This is a genomic window from Alistipes dispar (assembly GCF_006542685.1).
Lineage (GTDB): Bacteria > Bacteroidota > Bacteroidia > Bacteroidales > Rikenellaceae > Alistipes > Alistipes dispar.
The window spans coordinates 2,827,615-2,848,481 of sequence record NZ_AP019736.1; the positions used below are offsets into that span (position 1 = coordinate 2,827,615).

17 protein-coding genes, 1 tRNA gene and 3 pseudogenes are annotated in these 20,867 nt (G+C 49.0%); 10 read left to right on the top strand and 11 right to left on the bottom strand.

What is annotated here, in order from left to right; translation table 11 throughout:
• From FME97_RS11775 to FME97_RS11805, 7 genes and pseudogenes are all read right to left on the bottom strand, one after another.
• A complete protein-coding gene (locus FME97_RS11775; protein WP_141429808.1) occupies positions 1-1,053 on the bottom strand; it encodes a DUF1848 domain-containing protein in 1,053 nt (350 codons plus the stop codon).
• A gap of 172 nt (positions 1,054-1,225) precedes the next feature.
• Complete coding sequence (locus FME97_RS11780; RefSeq protein WP_141429809.1) at positions 1,226-1,414, bottom strand: hypothetical protein; 189 nt, start codon at positions 1,412-1,414, stop codon at positions 1,226-1,228.
• On the bottom strand, positions 1,389-3,362 hold the full coding sequence (locus tag FME97_RS11785; RefSeq protein WP_179954815.1) for a hypothetical protein: 1,974 nt from the start codon (positions 3,360-3,362) through the stop codon (positions 1,389-1,391). Before FME97_RS11785 ends, FME97_RS11780 begins: the two co-directional genes overlap by 26 nt.
• Before the next feature lie 11 nt (positions 3,363-3,373).
• Complete coding sequence (locus tag FME97_RS11790) at positions 3,374-4,390, bottom strand: 3'-5' exonuclease (RefSeq protein WP_141429810.1); 1,017 nt, start codon at positions 4,388-4,390, stop codon at positions 3,374-3,376.
• The gene (locus FME97_RS11795; RefSeq protein WP_141429811.1) at positions 4,381-5,346 is read right to left on the bottom strand and encodes a hypothetical protein; all 966 of its coding nucleotides are present in this window, start codon (positions 5,344-5,346) and stop codon (positions 4,381-4,383) included. The genes FME97_RS11790 and FME97_RS11795 overlap by 10 nt, the downstream gene beginning before the upstream one ends.
• A 150-nt stretch (positions 5,347-5,496) precedes the next feature.
• Positions 5,497-6,877, bottom strand: a pseudogene (gene mobV, locus FME97_RS11800) (MobV family relaxase).
• Positions 6,878-7,080: 203 nt separating this feature from the next.
• Positions 7,081-7,583, bottom strand: a pseudogene (locus tag FME97_RS11805) (DUF6371 domain-containing protein); the annotation flags it as partial.
• On the opposite strand from FME97_RS11805, the gene FME97_RS12430 reads away from it, so the two are divergent.
• Positions 7,566-7,835 (top strand): hypothetical protein, encoded by a 270-nt coding sequence (locus FME97_RS12430; protein ID WP_162502037.1) that lies wholly within the window; start codon positions 7,566-7,568, stop codon positions 7,833-7,835. The pseudogene FME97_RS11805 and the gene FME97_RS12430 overlap by 18 nt on opposite strands.
• A 136-nt stretch (positions 7,836-7,971) precedes the next feature.
• On the opposite strand, the gene FME97_RS11810 is transcribed toward FME97_RS12430, so the two are convergent.
• Positions 7,972-8,397, bottom strand: a complete 426-nt coding sequence (locus tag FME97_RS11810; protein WP_141429812.1) for a very short patch repair endonuclease — start codon at positions 8,395-8,397, stop codon at positions 7,972-7,974.
• 87 nt (positions 8,398-8,484) lie between these two features.
• On the opposite strand from FME97_RS11810, the pseudogene FME97_RS11815 reads away from it, so the two are divergent.
• Together FME97_RS11815 and FME97_RS11820 are read left to right on the top strand one after the other, a co-directional pair.
• A pseudogene (locus FME97_RS11815) lies at positions 8,485-9,286 on the top strand (DNA cytosine methyltransferase); the annotation flags it as partial.
• Between the two features lie 137 nt (positions 9,287-9,423).
• Positions 9,424-10,467 carry a hypothetical protein gene (locus tag FME97_RS11820; RefSeq protein ID WP_162502091.1) on the top strand — a complete coding sequence of 348 codons (1,044 nt, stop codon included), beginning with the start codon at positions 9,424-9,426 and terminating at the stop codon, positions 10,465-10,467.
• Positions 10,468-10,835: 368 nt separating this feature from the next.
• Here FME97_RS11820 and FME97_RS11825 read toward each other — a convergent pair whose 3' ends face one another.
• Genes FME97_RS11825 through FME97_RS11835 form a run of 3 tightly spaced genes read right to left on the bottom strand, consistent with a single transcriptional unit; the run spans position 10,836 to position 12,348 of the window.
• On the bottom strand, positions 10,836-11,834 hold the full coding sequence (locus tag FME97_RS11825) for a type II toxin-antitoxin system HipA family toxin (RefSeq protein WP_141429814.1): 999 nt from the start codon (positions 11,832-11,834) through the stop codon (positions 10,836-10,838).
• Positions 11,831-12,151 (bottom strand): HipA N-terminal domain-containing protein, encoded by a 321-nt coding sequence (locus tag FME97_RS11830; RefSeq protein ID WP_141429815.1) that lies wholly within the window; start codon positions 12,149-12,151, stop codon positions 11,831-11,833. Before FME97_RS11830 ends, FME97_RS11825 begins: the two co-directional genes overlap by 4 nt.
• On the bottom strand, positions 12,148-12,348 hold the full coding sequence (locus tag FME97_RS11835; protein ID WP_141429816.1) for a helix-turn-helix transcriptional regulator: 201 nt from the start codon (positions 12,346-12,348) through the stop codon (positions 12,148-12,150). Before FME97_RS11835 ends, FME97_RS11830 begins: the two co-directional genes overlap by 4 nt.
• Positions 12,349-12,614: 266 nt before the next feature.
• On the opposite strand from FME97_RS11835, the gene FME97_RS11840 reads away from it, so the two are divergent.
• The 7 genes from FME97_RS11840 to FME97_RS11870 all read left to right on the top strand — a co-directional run bounded on the left by FME97_RS11840 (position 12,615) and on the right by FME97_RS11870 (position 20,853).
• Positions 12,615-13,205, top strand: coding sequence for a YqiA/YcfP family alpha/beta fold hydrolase (locus tag FME97_RS11840; RefSeq protein ID WP_232522892.1), 591 nt, complete (start codon positions 12,615-12,617; stop codon positions 13,203-13,205).
• A gap of 112 nt (positions 13,206-13,317) precedes the next feature.
• Positions 13,318-13,393 (top strand) — tRNA-Gly (locus FME97_RS11845).
• Between the two features lie 384 nt (positions 13,394-13,777).
• Positions 13,778-14,203, top strand: a complete 426-nt coding sequence (locus tag FME97_RS11850) for a putative quinol monooxygenase (RefSeq protein WP_141429818.1) — start codon at positions 13,778-13,780, stop codon at positions 14,201-14,203.
• An 11-nt stretch (positions 14,204-14,214) separates the two neighbouring features.
• The gene (locus FME97_RS11855; protein ID WP_141429819.1) at positions 14,215-15,030 is read left to right on the top strand and encodes a carboxymuconolactone decarboxylase family protein; all 816 of its coding nucleotides are present in this window, start codon (positions 14,215-14,217) and stop codon (positions 15,028-15,030) included.
• A gap of 15 nt (positions 15,031-15,045) precedes the next feature.
• Positions 15,046-15,615, top strand: coding sequence for a flavodoxin (locus FME97_RS11860; RefSeq protein WP_141429820.1), 570 nt, complete (start codon positions 15,046-15,048; stop codon positions 15,613-15,615).
• Positions 15,616-15,969: 354 nt separating this feature from the next.
• The gene (locus FME97_RS11865; RefSeq protein ID WP_141429821.1) at positions 15,970-17,505 is read left to right on the top strand and encodes an arylsulfatase; all 1,536 of its coding nucleotides are present in this window, start codon (positions 15,970-15,972) and stop codon (positions 17,503-17,505) included.
• Between the two features lie 51 nt (positions 17,506-17,556).
• Positions 17,557-20,853, top strand: coding sequence for a glycoside hydrolase family 2 TIM barrel-domain containing protein (locus tag FME97_RS11870; RefSeq protein WP_141429822.1), 3,297 nt, complete (start codon positions 17,557-17,559; stop codon positions 20,851-20,853).
• The last annotated feature ends 14 nt before the right edge of the window (positions 20,854-20,867 follow it).

Sequence of the window (20,867 nt, forward strand, 5' to 3'; positions counted from 1 at the left end):
TTACCCAATTATACTTTCACTTTCATCATTATGTTTCTCAGCATTTCGGATGACGCATTCCTTACTTGTATTGGCATAGCAGTAGACACAGAAATGACGACAAGTATTATACATTCCAATATCTTTACTCACCATACATCCGCAAACCTTGCGCTGACCGGAATCTTTCACTTTTTTTATATTTTGGGGGATTGGCGGAAGCTCCCCAAACATATCTCTTTCCGGCCATTTTAATGTATGAAGATAATAAACTAATTCTTTGTCATCGGAGAATATGCGTTTCATAAGTTCTCCGTCAATACAACGATTATGTTCTATGCCATAAGACTCCAGATCTATATCTTCAGCACAAGTTGCCATTTCAACATTCCATCCTTGTTCTTGCCAGATGGAACGTATTTTCTGAAGACCTTCAACAATTTCTATTTGTTGGGCATGGTTTGCTTCTGCATTTTCAACGTCCTCTTTCGTAAAGAACATTGTTTCTTTTACGAGATTATTTTGAACTTTTCGATATGCTTTTACATCTATAAAACTGAAAACCAACTTATCAGTATATCCTTTCAGTTTATTGCCGACATTCCATATTTTTTTAAGCAACTCTCTTGGATTTATAGATGAAGTGATTATAAGTGGATCAAATCTCCATATTACTCTCTCTTCACCTATCATTTGAGATAATTGCTTAAATGTTTCGACTCTTTCTTCAACAGATGCTACGTTAGGTTCAAATCCTTCATTAACATAATCATTCAATGTAACCTGGAAATAATAGTGTATTCCCATTTTATCAAGAATATGCAAATATGGTAGAATAGGTTTTGGATTCTTTGTCCAAAATACTATCACCTTGCAATTCTTGAAAGAGATATACATTTTTTGCTGGTTGAAAGGATTGTACCAAGCGCAATAACCTTTTGCCAAACGGTTGAAAAACCATTTGGCATAAAAGGCAGGTATATCTGTAGAACGGCTTGCTGAAATAATAACAGGGGCTGTTGCTTCTACAATCTCCCCAAAGTCCGTACGAATAGTTGTTTTTTCAGATACCATACATTCTTAAAATATTATCTATGATTTTGTCGATTGGAATATTTGCATAAATATCTGCAAGCCATTGCATTTTATTATTACGTGGCTTAAGTTTATTATCCATGTATGTCCTTAATCTTTCTAAAACACGGTTGTTAGATCTGTCTTGATCTGCATAGTAACCCGAAACAACTCACTTCTTTTTATCGTTGTAAGTTTTATTATGATTTTCTAGAAACCATTCCATATCATCGATAAATTGTCTATTAGCACGAGAATCTGAAATTAAAGCTGCGCACTCATAAATCCATGATTTATCATCGAGGATGGATTTTCCAAAACGTGAGATAGACAGTTTATCCTTTATAGAAAGGAGTGTCATGTTCCTGTTCTTTTTTGACACTTCTCGTTTCATTATTCATCTCGGGAAATAACGAAAGAGTTTCCTGTCTCTTTATTTTGACTTTCTTCTCTTCGTTATGACCAAAATGTCTCAAAATCTTTTTTTGTACAGTTTGAGACAAGTTGGTCTTTTCTAATATTGAACATATTGCATCATAATTATTTACAGATTGATAGATTCTTAGGGATAACCAAGCTAACTCTTTTTGTTTCGTGGCTGTCTTCGATAATGTTTCATCAATAGCGTTCTCAAAACACTCGTTTATAGGCTTTGATGAAATGGATATAAACGATTCTAATTTATTTACGAATTGAGCGATTTTCTTGAAGTTTACTGATTTCAGAATAAAAGATAATTCTTCCTTCGAAAACATACAAGATCGTTTTTCAATTTCTTCTGAGCTGCGATTAATAAAAGATTCTGGATTGGCAATATCATGAGACAAAATTCCCATGTTTTTTCCATATAATTTTTTATATATGAGTGAATATGTTGACATGTTGAGAATATCGGATAACGCATCCTTATTCATTTCCATATAACCACATAAGCTACCCCACAAAGAAAGAATATAACGATAATTCTCAAATTCTGCCATTTTGCACAAAGCCACACAGTCACTGAAACTCTGGCCTTTTAATATAAATGCAGCTATAGATTTGAGTTCAATGTTGTCAATACTATTTATTTCAAAATGGATGGCCGGATCATTAATAAATGCATGTAAATTATTTATGTATGCTCGTTCTTTAGACTTTTCCCAATTGATTTCGCCCATTTGTCCCTTTAATATAGGTACAATGGTCTCCATCGCACCCATATAAAAGCCAAGGCGATTAGCATATAACTTTTCTACTGTTTGTCTATTTTTTATTACATAATCAATAACAGCATTAATTAATGGAGCATTAGAGATTGAAATAGTATTTCCATTCATTGAAATATCATTTAAAGTGGATGGGGGTAGACTTTTTTGAAAGACATCAGCTGCATATGCCGTTCTTTTTTCAATATCATATCGAAGCCTTAAATAATCATCTTTAGTATGTAACTCTGGAATTTGAGGGAGGAAATAACATCCCCATTTTTTGCATAAAGAAGTGAATATATAATCCCAACAATTTATATTCTTAAGGAATTCTATTAAGCATCCTTTAAGAAAATAAAATCTGTTTCCCAACTCATTTTTCAAGTTAACTTCAAATTGTTCTGTACTATTCCTCTCTGTTAAATCAATTTTTTTATATTCATCTAACAAAAAAGATAATTTCTCACTAAAAACATTTATAGATGAAGGAGTAGAAATAAGGTTGGTTAATATGTTGTATATATCTTGAGTAAGCCTTAATTGTACCGCTAAGTCATGATTAACAGATTTCTGTTCTCCTAAGAGATATGCATATAATACGCCCTTTTGTTTATCAATAATTTCATCCTCAAATACTCCTATTTCATAATGCGGAATAGGCGTAAGTTTCGGAAGTGATCTTGTTTCAAGCTTATTAATATTTGCAACTATAGAATAATTTTTATAGTATTTGATCGCTTTATTACTTTGGGTATTTACTATAGTAATTTTATATGCATGCTCTGAGAAGAAATAGAAACAACAATTAGTCGGAGTCAGATTCAGAACATGAGAACAAACACAAACACCATCTTGTATTTCGTTTTCATAGAAATCCTGAGTTTGTTCATCATCTTCAAATTCAATAAGCATTGGATAATTATAACGTCCGACATCGTTAATAGTAAATTCAACTGGATATTTAAATAATACGATAGCGTTAAACGGACGAAGTTCTTCTATTTGTTCATAGGATTTATACCCAGTTAGTCGTTGAGCATAATGAGATATAGGCAAAATACATTCAGATTGAAGTAGATTGTCCATATTTAAACTTGATGTCGGTATATAGAATTTCATAACATATATATTTAGAATGGACCATTGGTACCTGCCTCATTTCCTGCATAGATATAGGAATCTGGTGTTGGTAATTTAGGCGCAAGATTATTAGTATATAAAAGATAAAGATTTTCCAATGGACGTGTTGTCGCTACATATAATGCAGACTCATTTTCAGCCATTGGATCTATATCCCAATTGACATAATTTTTGAATTCATTAAGCCCGCAACATGGAATAAATACATCATTAAATTGTAATCCTTTAGCACAGTGCCAAGTAATTATTTTAGGACTTGTTGATTTGAAGTCTATGTCCATATTATCGCGAGTCTTCCATTGAACAGGTATTCCTCTTGACACAAGATAATCTCGAATCATAATAACTTGATGATTATAATACACAAGAATGCCCACATCGGTTAAACCATTATTTATATATTCTATTATTTTATCAAGTTGAGATGTGGTTCGTATTAAACGTGGCTTTGGACCATGTTTGATACATGCAAATGACAAACGAGATGCGGGACGTATATATTCACCAATCTTAGCATTTTCAATAGTGAGACGATGGTTAATACATAAATCTTGTGGATGAATACCCAATTGTTTAGCCGTTTCCTCTACACTTTGGACAGGATGGTTTGGGAATTCCATTATTGATTGATTAGAATCTCCAAAAAACCAGCAGTATTTTCCATGACCCTTAAAATCTGCAATTTCATCAGCATTAAAGTCCTGACATTCATCTATGAACATATATGTAAATTGCGGTTTTGGAGAACGTTTCCATTCTTCAAAATAATATACATGACCTTCATTTTGTCCAATTTCTGCCAACTCATTGACAAAAAATTGTTTTAGTGATTTCGTATATACTATAATTGCATATGAACTTGTTAGCGTTGAAACTTGCTTGGCTTTCTTTAAAAGAGTCAACGATTTTCCAGAACCTGCAACTCCCTTAACTATTGCGGTTCGTTCTGCAGACATATTGATGACTATCTGCTGGTCTTTGTCTGGTGTAAGATTATCTAGTGCCATAAGTTATAAGATGTATTTTTATCTGCCAACGGATTTATTGCACGACATGTTTTTGATGGATATCCTGCCATTACTTCCTGAGCAAATGATTTATTACAAATTATTCTGTATGCGATTTTACTTATATCATTATTCTTTTCTCTATGAGATACATAAAAAATATCTTGCATATAACAACCGGAACACTGGCTCTCATAATGATAACAAGCATTGGGCACAATGCTTTTGTATTGCTGTGAGTTCTTTAGAAATCTATTTATTCCGCTATTCATCATTTGTGGATAATACAAAGCCCCATTATCTACTTTTGTTGTAATATCAGAAATAATAAAGATTCCATTAGCTTTAAGCAATGGAGAAAAATACGAAGCTATCAACTCATATGGATTGTTTTCATTAAAAGTTCCATGTTGTACAAATTCATTTATAGCTTTAAATGACATCATAAAATGATATTGCATATTTGACATATTTATGACCTCCTGTATTTCCTGTTCAGATTCGATATAAATACATTGAGGGTTGATATGTATTTCAAGTCTAAATTCTGGTGCTCTTTCTACCGACTCTGTAAGATGATATAAAAAACGTATTGCATCTGGATTTGCATCGTATGCATTTATATTTACCCGTTTTAGATTAGGAAGATTTTCGCTCAATGCAACAAGTAAACCTATAATTTCACCACCTGTCCCACAACAAAAGTCTAATATGTTTATTTCTTGTAAATTATACAATGATTGTTTATAGTTGTCATTTGTCATTAAAGAGGCTATAATGCTATAAACTTCAGCAAAACTTCTAGGAAAATATGTTCCTAGGTACAATTTTATAAATTCGTATGGTTGATCTGGATTATAAACCACTTCCATAGGGCGTGGTTCATAGACAGCCTCAAAATCATCAAAGATGATTTTATCAATCCATTTAGGAAGCATAACAGATTTATTATCCATAAAACTTTTCTCTTATCTATTGTCCTCTTTTTGAATTGTCAATATTTGGACACAAATATATAAAAAGGATTGCAGATTCACGAGAAAATCTTCGAAAAACGGCAATTATTTTGTGAGAAAGATTGTTTGCCTACAAAACAACGCTATTTGTTATCGTTTTAGTTTGAATGAAGTTATATTATTATCATGCTTCTTCTCGCTCCACGGCAAATCCGAAGACGCCCCTCCACCTCTTGTGCCGACATAGGCCTGTGCCGGACCACCGAAAGCAAGAGTGAATGCAGCCCCAAGCAACTGTGCCTGCTTCTCGTTTACCTGTTCCTGCGGTTCGAAAACGGCATTGACAAATTCCTCGTCCGTGATCTGCCCGTTGAAATGCCTTTAGTCTATCTGGAACTTGGTGCCCTTAGAGTTCCTCTCCGACCCGTGTCCAGATATGGAGCGACGGATTCCGGTAATTGGAGACATTGATGCGTACAAGTTCTGCCCCGGATGACAGACTGTAACGCTGAGGGTTTGCCTTGCGGTCGAGCAAGTCTATCTACTTCCTCTGTCTGTCTATGACGGCATCTTTCTCTTTTGACTGCCGCTCGGCGGTTTCCGCCCTGCGGATGGCTGCCTCTATCTCTTTCTGGTAGCCGTCCCGCAGTTTCCCGATTTCCGACTTGTGCCGCTCCTGCAACCGTGCCTTTTCAGTCTGAAGCGCCTTGAGCCGTTTGTTGAGTCCAGCAGTTTCTTCGTCCTTGTCCGCAAGTTCCTTTTTCGCTTTGGCAAGGTCGCCCTTGCCGAACCACGAGAGGATGGTGTTCCTGCCCTCCTGCGCCTTCTCCATATCGGCCTGCAATTTGGCAATGTCTTCCTCGTACCGGATTACCTGTTGCCTGTAATAATCCAAATTTGCCTGATGTTTTGCCGTAAAGCCGACAATGCCCCGCTGAAGTCCGAACGGTTTCATGGCCGCAGCATAGCTGTTCTGGTATTCGTGCAGCCGTGTACGCCGCATCACATCGTCCGCCGACAGGCGTGGACCGGACTTCGTCTCGTACTTCTTCTCTCCCTCCCGCTTCCTACGGACGCGCTCCCCGGTTACAATGGGCACGACGGTGGCGTGCAGGTGAGGGGTCTTCTCGCCCATATGCAGCACGCACGATACAAGGTTCTCATCCCCGAATGTATTCCTTAGCCATTTGAGGTTGGCATCAATCCAACTGTCCAGTCTGCCACCATTGGCAATCTTCATCATCTGCTCATGCGTTCCGGTCAGGATGATACGGATGGCTTTTGTCTGGTTCTTGCCGACCTTGCGGCGCAGCCCGGCGGTATCGATGCGGTGCTGTATCGCCTCGGTACGGTTGGACACACCTTCAGGGAAACTGACCAGTTCCCGGTTTAGATGTGTCTGGCCTGCATCGGCATTGTCCAGGACATATTTCTTCCCCTTGGCATCTTTCCTTTCTATGTGACATGACATTCCGCTGTCATTGCCGCTGCCACGTTGCAGGTGGCAGACCGCATATTGTGTATTGCTCATATCCGCTCGTTTTATGGTTGTTGTTTCTGTTGTAAAATCCCGTCCTTCTGCCGGAGGCATATACTTGGTTCCCGAGGACATTCCTCAGCCTATGGGCTTTTTGACTGCCGGACGCGGAGCGGAGGCGGTGAAAATGCCCTAATAAGCTACGGGATTTTACAACCCCTTTCCCTTGGGACAGTAAGCTGTCCGATACCTTTCCGTCATTCCAATCTCCCGGCATCCACCAGTTCGAGCCCTAAAACGTCGATGAGGGACTGCAATACGGGATTGCGTTCTATCATCTGTTGAAGGATCATCTGCGGCGTGTCCTCCATCAGCAGGAAGTCGGCGATGTCCAGTCCAGCTTCACGCTGCGCGCCGGTCACAATCCTCTCCAGCATGTCGGAATAGGTGGCACGCCTGCAAATGGGTTCCAGCATCGGCAGCCGTTGCTTCCATTCTTCCGTCGCCTTGAGGTCGGGGAAGAGCCGCGCAATATCTGTATGGCTCCGCTGTTGAAGCACCCGTGCATCCCTCCGGTGGCAAGCCAAACAAAGTCAGGGATGAAAAGGGTGGCGACAAACGCCGTCTTCTCGCTCTCGACAATAGCTACAGGTTTGACTGACATTACGGCGGAACTGTCCGACAGCAGATGTTCTCCGAACAGGCATTGCTTCATGCGGAAATCCGGCATCTTCCTCACGGAATGTACCCAGCTTACCCTGTAATGGAGCTGACCTATATCAACACGGACGGCGAGACGAGTTACGATCGGGTGGTTCCGATCTGTTTCAAGGAACACGAGAACGAGCAGTATCTGCTCGCCATTACGGAAGACGACCGAGCGGCAATCTTCCCGGTAGCGCATATTACGTGCGTAAGCGAGACCGAGACGCTGACGACTTTCTCCTTGCCGGAGGGTTTCGACGCAAAACGCTTCGCGCAACGGTTCTTCGATGCAGAGAAGATAATGTGATTATTTTTCATGATATCGGACATAAGCGGTATCGGATACCTGCTATCGAAACGATATCTTAAAGGCTATTCAACCTACTACCGACTATGACTCTACAGGCAAACATAAACGATGTAGGGAATATGCGATAGACGACTTATCGAGTCGGTGCAGACAAGATGTCTCGCACGAGAAGAGTCAAACGCGCATCTCTTTTGACGGCAGAGGATATTTCGCATTGCCAAATTATGAAGACTCGCCATCCGAGTTCTTTCAGTTCGGCGGTTTTTCGAGAGTTGCGCTCTATATTAGCCGCGATTTTCGGCAACCAGTAATCCGTATTGCTTTGCGGTCGGTGTCCGGCTCTGCACGAATGCCCGTGCCAAAAACAGCCGTGAACGAATATCGCCGCTCGATATTTAGGTAAAACGATATCCGGCGAACCGGGTAATTTCTTTACGTTGATTCTGTATCTGAAGTCTTGAGAAAACAGAAATTTACGCACCGACAATTCCTGTTTCGTATTCTTTTGCCCGACTCGCGACATGATCTCGGATCGTTTCTGCTTGCTACAATGGTCCATAAACTAATTAAAACTATTCCATAATCCAAAGACTTTGGCTATCTTTGTGCAAAGATAATTTTTTTGAGGAAAATATCGAAAAGTAATATGCCGTCGTTGGAAAATATTGGCGTGATAGATCTCTTTTGCGGAGTAGGCGGATTGAGTTACGGGCTCAAACGAGCGGGATTGAACGTTCTCGCCGGATTCGATATCGACAAAACGTGCCGTTTCGCTTATGAGCATAATAACGAGGCGAAGTTTTTCGATACGGATATCAAACGTGTCTCCGGCGAAGAGATTCGCACTCTTTTCGGCGATTCGAAAATAAAAGTGCTGGCAGGTTGCGCTCCGTGTCAGCCATTTTCGTCGTATGCGTTCAGCAACAAAGACAAAGACCCGAATAAGTACGATTTACTATACCAATTCGGGCGCTCGATCGAAGAGGGTACGACCGGATATCGTTACAATGGAAAACGTATCGCAAATCGCGCATTTCAAACTGAAGCCCGTTTTAACGGATTTCATAAATCTGTTAAAATCGGATCGTTTGGGTTATCATGTCAGTGTCAATATTGTGTATTGTCCCGATTACGGCATTCCTCAAACGCGTAAGCGATTGGTGTTGCTGGCGTCCAGATTAGGCTAGATAAAATTGATTCCTCCTACGCATGATCCGAAAAGCTACGTTACTGTTAAGGATGCGATCGGCGATTTGCCGGAATTACGAGCCGGAGAACAATGCGCCGAAGATCCGTTACATAAAGCGAAAGCGTTGTCGGATTTGAATCTGCGTCGTATCAGAAGTACGCCGTACGGCGGAAGTTGGAAAGATTGGCCGGACGAACTCAAGTTGGAATGCCATAAATCGGAGACTGGGAAATCTTTCGGTAGCGTTTACGGACGTATATACACGGATGGATCGGAGCTGTAGATAGGCCGAGCGATCTCGAAGATAATAATATAATCAGCATTATCGCCAGAGGTAAGTTGGCGCAAGAAGATATTCTCTCTTCGTATAACGAGGGCGGGATATACGCATCGTATTTGATCGGAGAGATATATGCAGATTTTTTAGATCTCGATGATGAGCGAGATATATCGACTAGCAATCGCCAACAATATATTGAAGACGACGAACGCTATCGATTGTTGATTGCACATGTATCAGTATTATTGAAAGAGATCAAAAACAAATGGACGGATTTACGAAAAGAGCATGCGACTCAAAGAATTCTAACGGATAATCCGGCTATTAAAGAGTGGTACGACAATCTTAAAAGCAATACGAAGAAATATGCAAAAAAACTTTTCTCTACGATCGAAAGTATGCATTTCGACAAAGGGGAGGAAAACAAAAAAGAGTTGTTGAAATACGGTATATTGGCATTCGAGCGCTTAAAAGTCGCGGAAAAATTAGACTTCATCGAAGACGAAGGCATAGAAGATATCGTGAAGTACGGAGAGATTTTCTCAGATCTGCAAGATATCGAAGCTACTTTGTATTGGGAAATAGCGAACGAACGAGTAAAAGTTATTCGCCAATTGGCGGAATCGTGCGATAGTAACGCCAAAGAACGAGTTTTACAAAAGCATATATTCGATAATCTATGGTTGCTTAATCCCGCGTGGGAAAGAGCAACGAAAGGATCGGAGCGATTCGAAGAAAAAGTTGCGACTGAATTCGGCAAAGTAACGAACTCCTTGACAGAAGAAGAAAAGAAAGGTCGCTTCGACATTCGTTATCGAAGTTCCGCCGGTAAACATATTATTATCGAACTCAAACGATACATTCCTACTTATAAGGTAGATATATACGACTTGCATAGGCAGATCGATAAATACAAATCGGCTCTTCGTAAATGCCTGCGAGACATAGGCAAAGAAAATGAACCGATCGAAGCGATTTGTATAATCGGAGATAAAGTTTTGAACGATATGACCATATCGGAAGCAAATGAAAAAATGAAAGGAGACGGTCGCATATTATCGTACGACTTGGTTATCAACGACTCTTTAGAAAGTTATCAAGAATATCTGGACTCGCAAAAAGAGGTCGGCAAATTGAAAGAGCTTATCAATAAAATATAAATTTCTTTCCCTTATCGTATATACGTATATTCCGGCTTGGCGATACTGTCGTTTGGCCGGAATTTTATTATACGAATAACCGCAACTGCCGTAATTAGATATTTTCTTGATTGCAAGCAGTGATATTCCTACTCTAATTAACATGCGACTGTGAGCCCCCCCGCTAAAGACGAATCGACGATTTTGCCAATATCCGTCTCGTCTTTCAGCATCTTGTACACATAATCCGAATTCTCGATATTGAGTCCCACAAGAAATCGAGAGTTTCTCGAAAGTCGCCAAATCATGGAACAATCCGATGGTTTACCCGAAAATCAATCCTTCGTTATCCAGCTCGTTCAATATGTCTTGCGTAATCAATCGGAAGTTTATCTATCTCTCCTCAACCGGTTCAACCGTTCCTGGTACGACCGTTTGTACATCCGTTTGACTCTCTCGTCGAGGAAAGAGCGATCGGTCAGCGCATAGACCTCCGGTTGCTCCTGCACGAACAGATCAAGTATCTCCGTCATCTTCTTCGGCAATACGCCGATTCGTCGTCCGAAGGTCTCGAAATCGGCTCGGCAAGGGTGACCCGTTCGTGTATAGACATCGGAATATTCCGCTTCGGGAATCAGACCGCCTTGCAGTGCGAAATCCTCGTCCACGACATGAATCGAAGTGTTCAACAAGTCATAAGCCGGAGCGAGCAGATAATCCCCGCCGGGTGTCTGTTGCAACGAGAAGTTCTTCAGATGTGCATCGCCGTTGGCGAAGAGATAATTGAAAATAACGAACGCGAAAAAGCGACTCATTTGTACCTGCCATGCCGAGACGTTGGTTTTGAGTAGTGCGGCGGCATCCTCGTAGCTCCCCGTATATTTGAAATCCCGCCCGTGTGTCGCACTCGTTTTATGCGCCAGCGACGAGAAATCCTCCTGTTTGATCTTGTTCTCGTTAGTATCGTAGTCGAAACGCCGGGTAATGTAGGCCGGCTCACCGTTCTTGAAGAAGACCAACCCGTTCTCCGCCGTCGGAATCTTATAGACCTGTCGGGCGATCTGCATCGTCAAATGCTCGTTGGCAGGTATCTGATCGCGGAATCGCAGGTGCTTGTAGGCAGGTGCGGGCTTGATGATGTAGTGCCCCTGGCCACCGGCGGGAGTGAGCACGACCTTTCCATCGGCAATGATCGCCGACAGTTTCTCCTGCACGCCCGATACAGAGAGCTGGTTGATGTTCTCCGCCATATCCGCGCTGTCCGCATCATAGTCGAAATCGAGCTGCGGGCCGACGCGCTTTCCGTCGAACAACCGCCGCGTACACGACGGACAATATCTATCGAATCCTTCGGCCAGATGGCCGGGACAAACCGTCAATGCTTTCATATTTTCTTTACAGTTATGGCGCCGATGGTGTCGGTATGTGCCGTTGCCAGCAACAGCCCGAATGCGTCGTCCTCATCGATTTTGAGCGTGCGGCACTGGTAGGCCTTGTTCGCGCCCTCGGCGAGCATGTTGTAGAAAAATGGGAAGAGCGTACCCGACGTGAACTCCTTTCCGCTTTTCGGGAACGACAGAGAAATGGCAGTCTGCTTGTCGTCGGCCAAAAACACATCGTCGTAACGAAAACGATACGTCCCTTCGTCGGTCTCTGTCAGTACGCCGGCCAATACGCCGTCACTGTATATCTCTGCTTGTCTCATTTAACAGTCTCTTTTACTTTCAACAACAATTCCAGACCGAGTATTTCGGCGATCTTCGAGAGCGTAGCTACGGAAGGATTTCCATTTCCTACCTCGATACTCTTGATAATGCGCAGGCTCAACCCTGTATAGTCGGCCAAATCCTGCTGGGTAAGCCCCAACAAAAAGCGCCGTTCCTTGATTATCGAATAGTCCATGAGTGCAATATATTGCCTTTTTCTTGCAAATATAATAAAAATCCCTATACAAGCAATTAAAAGTGCAATAAATTACCCGATAGAATAACATGAGTAGACTTTGAGTTAACCGAGTTAAGTGTTTTTCGGTAAACTTGTTTTATAGAACAGTAATCTTATATCGTCTGAGATATATTTCTGCTAAAAATGCTTAACTCCATTAATTCTCAATAAGATGAATCGGCGAACGCTTTGAAAAGCCGATAATTTTCGTTACCTTTATGGTGATGAAAACGATACTTTATATACACGGTCTATCCTCGTCGGGCGCATCGGGAACGGCGAGGCATTTACAGACTCTATTACCCGATATGCGGGTCATCGCACCCGATCTGCCGATCGACCCCGACGAGGCGCTCACGATGTTGCAGAGGCTGGTTACGAGAGAATGTCCCGATATCGTGATCGGCACTTCGATGGGCGGCATGTTCGCCCAACAACTCTATGATTGTAGAAAGATTCTCGTGAACCCCGCATTCCATGTCTCGCGCACCATGCGACGACAGATCGGCGAATGTCCGTTCCTAAATCCCCGCAAGGACGGTGCGACGAGTTATACGACGATGCCCGAACTTTGCGACCGATACGAAGCGATGGAACATCGTCAGTTCGACGGCATGACCGACGAAGCCGTCACGAGGACCTGGGCGATGTTCGGCGATCGCGATACGACGGTAAATTGCAGGGAGGAGTATTTGCAACGCTATCGCAATTTCGCGACATTCGACGGGGAACACCGATTGCGGTTGGAAGACATCCGCGATGTCGTCGTGCCGCTCATAAGACAAATAGAGTTAGACGAACATCTGACTGAATAATCTAAAAAATAACAATTTAGTTTAACCGGCGAACGACAGTCGCCACTTGGCGTGTTTTACAAAATGTTTTACAAACACTGAAAATTCGGTCGTAATGGACTGCTAATTATCTCGGAATGGGATCTCAAACGTTGTAGAGCGCAACCTTGCCAAGGTTGAGGTCGCGGGTCCGAGTCCCGTTTTCCGCTCTCGAGACCTTTGAAAGAAAAGGCGACAAGAAGAAAGAAACCTTATGTATCAATGATATGTAAGGTTTCTTTCGTTTTCGGAACCTGCGGGAAATGCATTCGGAAGCAGGTCCATACGAGTGCGATTCGTGTCCCATCCGGCCCGGACCGAACCGACCCAACGGCCGCAATCGTTCGGTCCTCATTCCCCAAAATCCGGCACAACCGGTCTCCGGATAAGACGTACCATCCGGAAACCGGATGCACACGACGTCGCCAAAAAACCGTAAAAATGGTATAAATTCCCCTCATACGGTTAGGTCCGGTTCCGGTACGATACGCTACCTTTGTTCCCGACAAAGAACAGAAACGACGGACAGAAACTGTCCGGAAAACGGAACGACTATGACAAGAATCATTTCAAGCATCGCGCTTCTTTCCGTTCTGCTGTCGTGCGGCACGGGAGAGGCGAAACGGCCGGGCATGTGCGCCAAAGAACCGATGGCTCCCGACGGCATCGTGCGGCTGTCGAAAATCGAGGTTTATCCGCAGTATCTCGACGAGTACGTAAAACACGCGGCCGAAGTGGGCGAGGTCTCCCTGCGCACCGAACCGGGCGTGCTGACCATGTATGCCGTGCAGGAAAGGGAGGCTCCCTGCCGCATCACCATTCTCGAAACCTACGCAAGCCGTGCGGCCTACGACAGACATATCGACTCGGAACACTTCCGGAAATACAAGCAGGAAACGCTGCACATGATCGAATCGCTGGAGCTGTCCGACCAGTTGCCGCTCAATCCGGCGAACCGAATCGACAACTTCATGCAATAAACGCAACCGCCATGAACAGGATTCTTTTCATTTCACTATTCAGCATTCTTACACTCAACGTTATGGCACAGGAAAAAATCGTACAGACGGCCGGGCGCGATCAGCTCGGCGATTTCGCGCCCAAATTCGCGGAACTCAACGACGACGTGCTCTTCGGCCAGGTGTGGAGCCGCACCGACCGCCTCGGCCTGCGCGACCGCAGTCTGGTAACCCTCACTTCGCTCATCAGCCAGGGCATCACGGACAGTTCGCTGACCTACCATCTTCAGTCGGCGAAGGAGAACGGCATCACCCGCACCGAGATCGCCGAGATCATCACCCACATCGGCTTCTACGCCGGCTGGCCCAAGGCGTGGGCGGCATTCCGTCTCGCCAAGGAGGTCTGGGTGGAGGATACCTCCGGCGAAGATGCCCGGGCCGCCTTCCAGCGCGAAATGATCTTCCCGATCGGCGAGCCGAACACGGCCTTCGCACAGTATTTCACCGGCAACAGCTACCTGGCCCCGATTTCGCGCGAGCAGGTCTCCGTTTCCAACGTGACCTTCGAGCCGCGCTGCCGCAACCACTGGCACATCCATCGGGCGAAGAGCGGCGGCGGGCAGATGCTCGTCGGCGTAGCCGGACGGGGCTGGTATCAGGAGGAGGGAAAACCCGCACGGGAGATCCTGCCGGGCACGGTGATCCACATTCCCGCCAACGTGAAACACTGGCACGGCGCAGCCGCCGACAGATGGTTCGCCCACCTGGCGTTCGAAATCCCCGGCGAGGACGTCTCGAACGAATGGCTCGAACCCGTCACGGACACGGAGTACGACAAACTCAAATAGACAAACCGATCCGATATGCGAAAACTGCTATTCGCGCTGTCGGCAGCAGCGGGGATCGCCGCCGCGGCATGCGCACAACAACGACAGAACATGTACAAGGAAACATCCGACAACCGAATCCTGATAGCCTATTTCTCGGCGACCGGCACGACGGCGCGCGCCGCCGAAAGGCTGGCCGAAGCCACGGGAGGCACGCTTTACGCGATTGTCCCGTCCCGGCCCTACACGCCCGACGACCTCGACTGGCACGACAAGCGGTCGCGCAGCTCCGCGGAAATGAACGATCCGCAGGCCCGTCCGGCCATCGGCGGCAGACAGCCGGACACGGAGGACTACGACACGGTTTTCATCGGCTATCCGATCTGGTGGGACCTCGCGCCCCGGATCATCGACACGTTCATCGAAAGCCACGACCTGAAGGGCAAGACGGTCATCCCGTTCGCCACGTCGGGAGGGAGCGGCATCGCCCATAGCGCGGAGGCCCTGAGAAAATCCCATCCCGGACCGGACTGGAAGGAGGGAAGACTGCTCAACCGCACCGACGAAAAGAGCCTCCGGGAGTGGGCCGAAAGTCTGCAACGATAGTCTTTTCCCTGCGGTAGCCGGCAACGGAGCGTATGCCCCGGGCCGGGAGGTTCTCCGGCTACCGCAGACAAAGTGGGCAGCAATGAACCGGGACCCTTCCGGACGGCTTTTCGGAGCCGCCCGGAAGCGGGTTTCCGGAAAATCCGTCTCCGCCGCGGTTCTTTTCCCGGCCAGGACGGATTTCATGCTGCCGTCAGGTTCCGTGCCGTCCGGAAGAGCTGACAACCGTCCGGAAGGTCCGTTTGCAAAACCGGACGTCGCATTTTTTCCGAGAATATTCATATATTTGCAGGAGCGGGCCGTCTTTGCCGGACAAACCCGCGGCAACGGAAAACAGCTGTCACGGAAGAACGTATGAAAAATTATCGGAACCTGCTTCTATACACCGGTGCATTCGCCGCACTCTGCCCCGCGGACGCCTCGGCGCAGGCACGGAAATCCGTTCCGAACATCCTCCTCATCCTCTGCGACGACATGGGCTACGGAGATCTGGGATGCTACGGGCAGAAATACATCCGCACACCCCATATCGACAGCATGGCCCGCCGGGGGATGCGTTTCACGCAGGCCTATGCGGGAAGTCCGGTGAGCGCACCGTCCCGCGCCTCGCTGATGACGGGACAGCACGCCGGACACGGGCATGTCCGCGGCAACCGGGAGTACTGGCCCGGCTCCCCGGAGATCGTGTACGGCCAAAACCGCGACTACGGCGTAGTGGGGCAGGAGCCCTACGACCCCGGACACGTCATACTGCCCGAGATCATGAAGAAGAACGGATATGCGACGGGCATGTTCGGGAAGTGGGCCGGAGGCTACGAAGGCTCCTGCTCCACGCCGGACAAACGGGGCATCGACGAATTTTACGGGTTCGTCTGCCAGTTTCAGGCGCACCTCTACTATCCCAACTTCCTGAACCGTTACAGCGCCTCGAAAGGCGACACGACCACGGTGCGGATCATCCTGGAGGACAACATCCAGCATCCCATGTACGGGGAGGGCTATGAAAAACGGCCCCAATACTCGGCCGACATGATCCACCGGGAGGCCCTGCGATGGTTGGACTCTCGGGACGGCGAACGGCCCTTTTTCGGACTTTTCACCTACACTCTGCCGCACGCCGAGCTGCGCCAGCCCGACGACTCCATCCTGCAATACTACAAAAAACGGTTCTTCGTGGACAAGACGTGGGGCGGCAGCGAGGGGTCGCGCTACAATCCGGTGGAACACACGCACGCCGAATTCGCGGCCATGATCACGCGCCTCGACATCTACGTGGGGGAGATTCTCGCCAAACTGAAGGAGAAAGGGCTGGAGGAGAACACGCTGGTCATCTTCACCAGCGACAACGGCCCTCACGAGGAGGGCGGGGCCGATCCGGAGTTTTTCGGCCGCGACGGCAAATTGCGGGGACTGAAACGGCAGTGCTACGAGGGCGGTATCCGCGTTCCGTTCATCGCCTACTGGCCCGGACACGTCCCGGCCGGCACCGAGAACGACCACATGCTGGCCTTCTACGACGTCTTGCCCACGTTCTGCGACCTGATCGGCGACAGACGCTTCCCGCGGAAATACCTGAACCCGGACCTCGAGGGCGACTGCTTCGACGGCATCTCCTTCCTGCCCGCGCTGCTGGGCGACGACGCCCGTCAGCAGCGGCACGAATTCCTCTACTGGGAATTCCACGAAACCGACCAGATCGGTGTCCGAATGGGGGATTGGAAGCTGGTGGTCAAGAGCGGAAAGCCCCGCCTCTACGACCTGTCGCGGGACCTCCACGAGGATTGCGATCTGGCCGGCCGGTATCCCGAGGTGGTGGAACGGATGGTCGGCATCGTCCTGCGCGAACACACGCCCAGCGAACTGTTCCGGGTCACACTGCCGGAAATATAAACCGCGCGATCCCCATACAGCATTGAATCAAAACCGACAAAACCAGATTACATGAACCCGAGAATCAATATCCTGGCAGCGCTCACGCTGCTGTCGGCGCAGACCGCCGCTGCCGACAACCCCTACCGGTACGACGTACAGACCGTGTCGGTGAACAAGGTCCCGCCCCGCACCGACTTCATGTCCTATCCCTCGAGGGACGGGGCGCTGACCATGCGCTACGAGAAGAGCCCCTTCTATCTGCCGCTCAACGGCACGTGGAAGTTCCTCTTCGCCGAGGATGCCCGCGATCTGCCCGCCGACGCCACGGACCCCGCGACCGACGCCTCGGGGTGGGATGACATCGAAGTGCCCGGAAACTGGGAGCGCCAGGGGTTCGGGACGGCCATATACACCAACCATCAGTACGAGTTCGCGACCTACCGTCCCCAGCCGCCCCGGCTCCCCGAGGCGAATCCCGCAGGGATATACCGCCGGGAGTTCGAAATTCCGGACGAATGGAACGGCCGCAACGTTTTCCTGCACCTCGCAGGAGCCAAGTCGGGCGTATATGTCTATGTGAACGGACACGAGGCGGGCTACAACGAGGATTCGAAGAACCCCGCGGAGTTCCTCATCGACGAATACCTCCGGCCCGGACGGAACACGCTGACCATAAAGATCTACCGCTGGAGCACCGGCTCCTGGCTCGAATGTCAGGACTTCTGGCGCATGAGCGGCATCGAGCGCGACGTGTTCCTCTGGTCGCAGCCGCTCGTCGCCGTGCGGGACTTCCGCATCAAATCGACGCTCGACGAGGCATGCCGGGACGGAATATTCGCCCTGGAGGCCGATCTGACCAACCGAACCGAAAGCGATGCCGAAGCGACGCTGAGCTACGAGCTGCTCGACGACGCGGGCCGGCAGGTCGCGGCAGGGCAGCGCGACGCAATGATCGCAGCCGGCGGATGCCGCACCCTCCGGTTCGAGGCCGGCATCCCCGGCGTCAAGGCCTGGAGCGCGGAGCGCCCCGATCTCTACACCCTGCTGATGACCCTCCGCGGCCCCGGCGGGGAGACCGAAACGGTGCCCTACCGCGTAGGGTTCCGCCGTTTCGAGTTCGCCCGGCTGGACGAACGGGCCGAAAACGGCGAGCCCTACCGCGTACTGCTGGTGAACGGGCAGCCCGTGAAGTTCAAGGGCGTGAACATCCACGAACACCATCCCGTGACGGGACACTACGTCACGGAGGAGGTGATGCGCCGCGACTTCGAGCTGATGAAACGACACAACTTCAACGCCGTGAGGCTCTGCCACTACCCCCAGGACCGGAAATTCTACGAGCTGTGCGACGAATACGGGCTCTACATCTACGACGAAGCCAACATCGAGTCGCACGGCATGTACTACGACCTGCGCAAGGGCGGCACGCTGGGCAACGACCCCGCCTGGCTGAAACCCCACATGGAGCGCACGCGCAACATGTTCGAACGGAACAAGAACCACGCATCGGTCACATTCTGGTCGCTGGGAAACGAGGCCGGAAACGGATACAACTTCTACCAAACCTACCTTTGGACGAAGGCCGCCGACAGCGCCTGGATGAACCGGCCTGTCAATTACGAACGGGCGCAGTGGGAGTGGAATACGGACATGTACGTTCCGCAGTATCCCGGCGCGGGATGGCTGGAAGAGATCGGACGCAAGGGCAGCGACCGGCCCGTGATGCCGTCGGAGTACGCTCATGCGATGGGCAACTCGACCGGAAACTTCGTCGGACAGTGGGACGCGATCTACCGCTATCCCAACCTGCAGGGCGGATTTCTCTGGGACTGGGTGGACCAGGGCCTGCTGGAGCACGACGCCCAGGGACGCCCTTTCTGGGCCTACGGAGGGGATTTCGGCGGGGAATACACCCCCAGCGACGGGAATTTCTGCTGCAACGGCCTCGTACTGCCCGACCGCACGCCGCATCCGGCGCTCGCGGAGGTGAAGTACGTGCAGCAGGACTTCGGATTCGAATCCGAAGGAGCGGGCCGCGTGCGCATCACCAACCGATTCTACTTCACACCGTCGGAGAAGTACCGTTTCATCTGCCGCCTCGTGCGCGACGGAAAGACCGTGCGCGAAAAGGAGCTCGACGTGCGCCTCGCGCCGCAGGAATCGGCCGTCTTCACCACATTCGGTCCCGAAGAGATGCGCGGCGAAGGGGAGTATTTCGCCGATTTCTCCGTCACCACGCGCGAAGCCTCGAAGGCCGTTCCCGCAGGTTATGAGATCGCCGCGGGGCAGATCCCGCTGGGAGGGACCCCGAAGAAGGCCGACGTGCCGCGGAAAGGCCCCGCACTCGGAGTGAACGACGACGGGGAGCGGATCGCCGTCTCGTCGCCGCGCGTGCGCTTCGTATTCGATCGCCGGAGCGGTTCGGTGACGTCCTATGCCGTGAACGGCGTCGAGTACTTCGCCGACGGATTCGGTCCGAGGCCCAATTTCTGGCGCGCCCCGACGGACAACGACTACGGAAACGCCATGCCCGAGCGGCTGCAGGTGTGGAAGACGTCGAGCCGCGAGTTCGACGTCGTGGAGGCCGCGGCCGTGAAAACCGGAGACGCCGTACGCATCGAGGCCGCCTACCTGCTCGCCGCGGGAAACCTCTGCATCATGCGCTATACGGTCCATCCGTCGGGTGTCGTCGAAACCCGCATGACCTTCACGTCCACCGACGCGGAGGCCGTGGCCACGGAGCTCTCCGAAGCCGCCCGGACCGCGACGTTCTCCCCGGGCAGCGAGAAGGCCCGCAGCGAGGCGGCGAAGCTCGACGTGCCGCGCATCGGAGTCCGCTTCCGGATGCCCCTCGCGATGAGGCAGGTCGAGTACTACGGCCGCGGCCCCGGCGAAAACTACGCGGACAGAAACGCCGGGGCGTTCGTGGGACTGTACAGCACATCGGCCGACGAAATGTATTTCCCCTACGTCCGGCCGCAGGAGAACGGACACCGTACCGACACGCGCCGCGTGCGGTTCGGCAAACGGCACGGCCTGGAGATCGTGGCCGACAGTCTCTTCGGATTCAACGCCCTGAGAAACGCCGTGGAGGATTTCGACGGAGAGGAGGCTGTCCGAAGACCGTACCAATGGCGCAACCTGACCCCTGCGGACAAGGAGCACGACGAAGCGGCCGCCCGCAACGTCAGACCCCGGCAGACGCATATCGACGACATCACGCCCCGCGACTTCGTGGAGGTCTGCATCGACATGAAGCAGCAGGGGGTGGGCGGATACGACAGTTGGGGAGCCATGCCCGAACCGCAGCACAGAATCCCCGCGGACAGCACGTACAACTGGGGATTCGTCATCATTCCGTTCTGATGCAAAGTATGAAA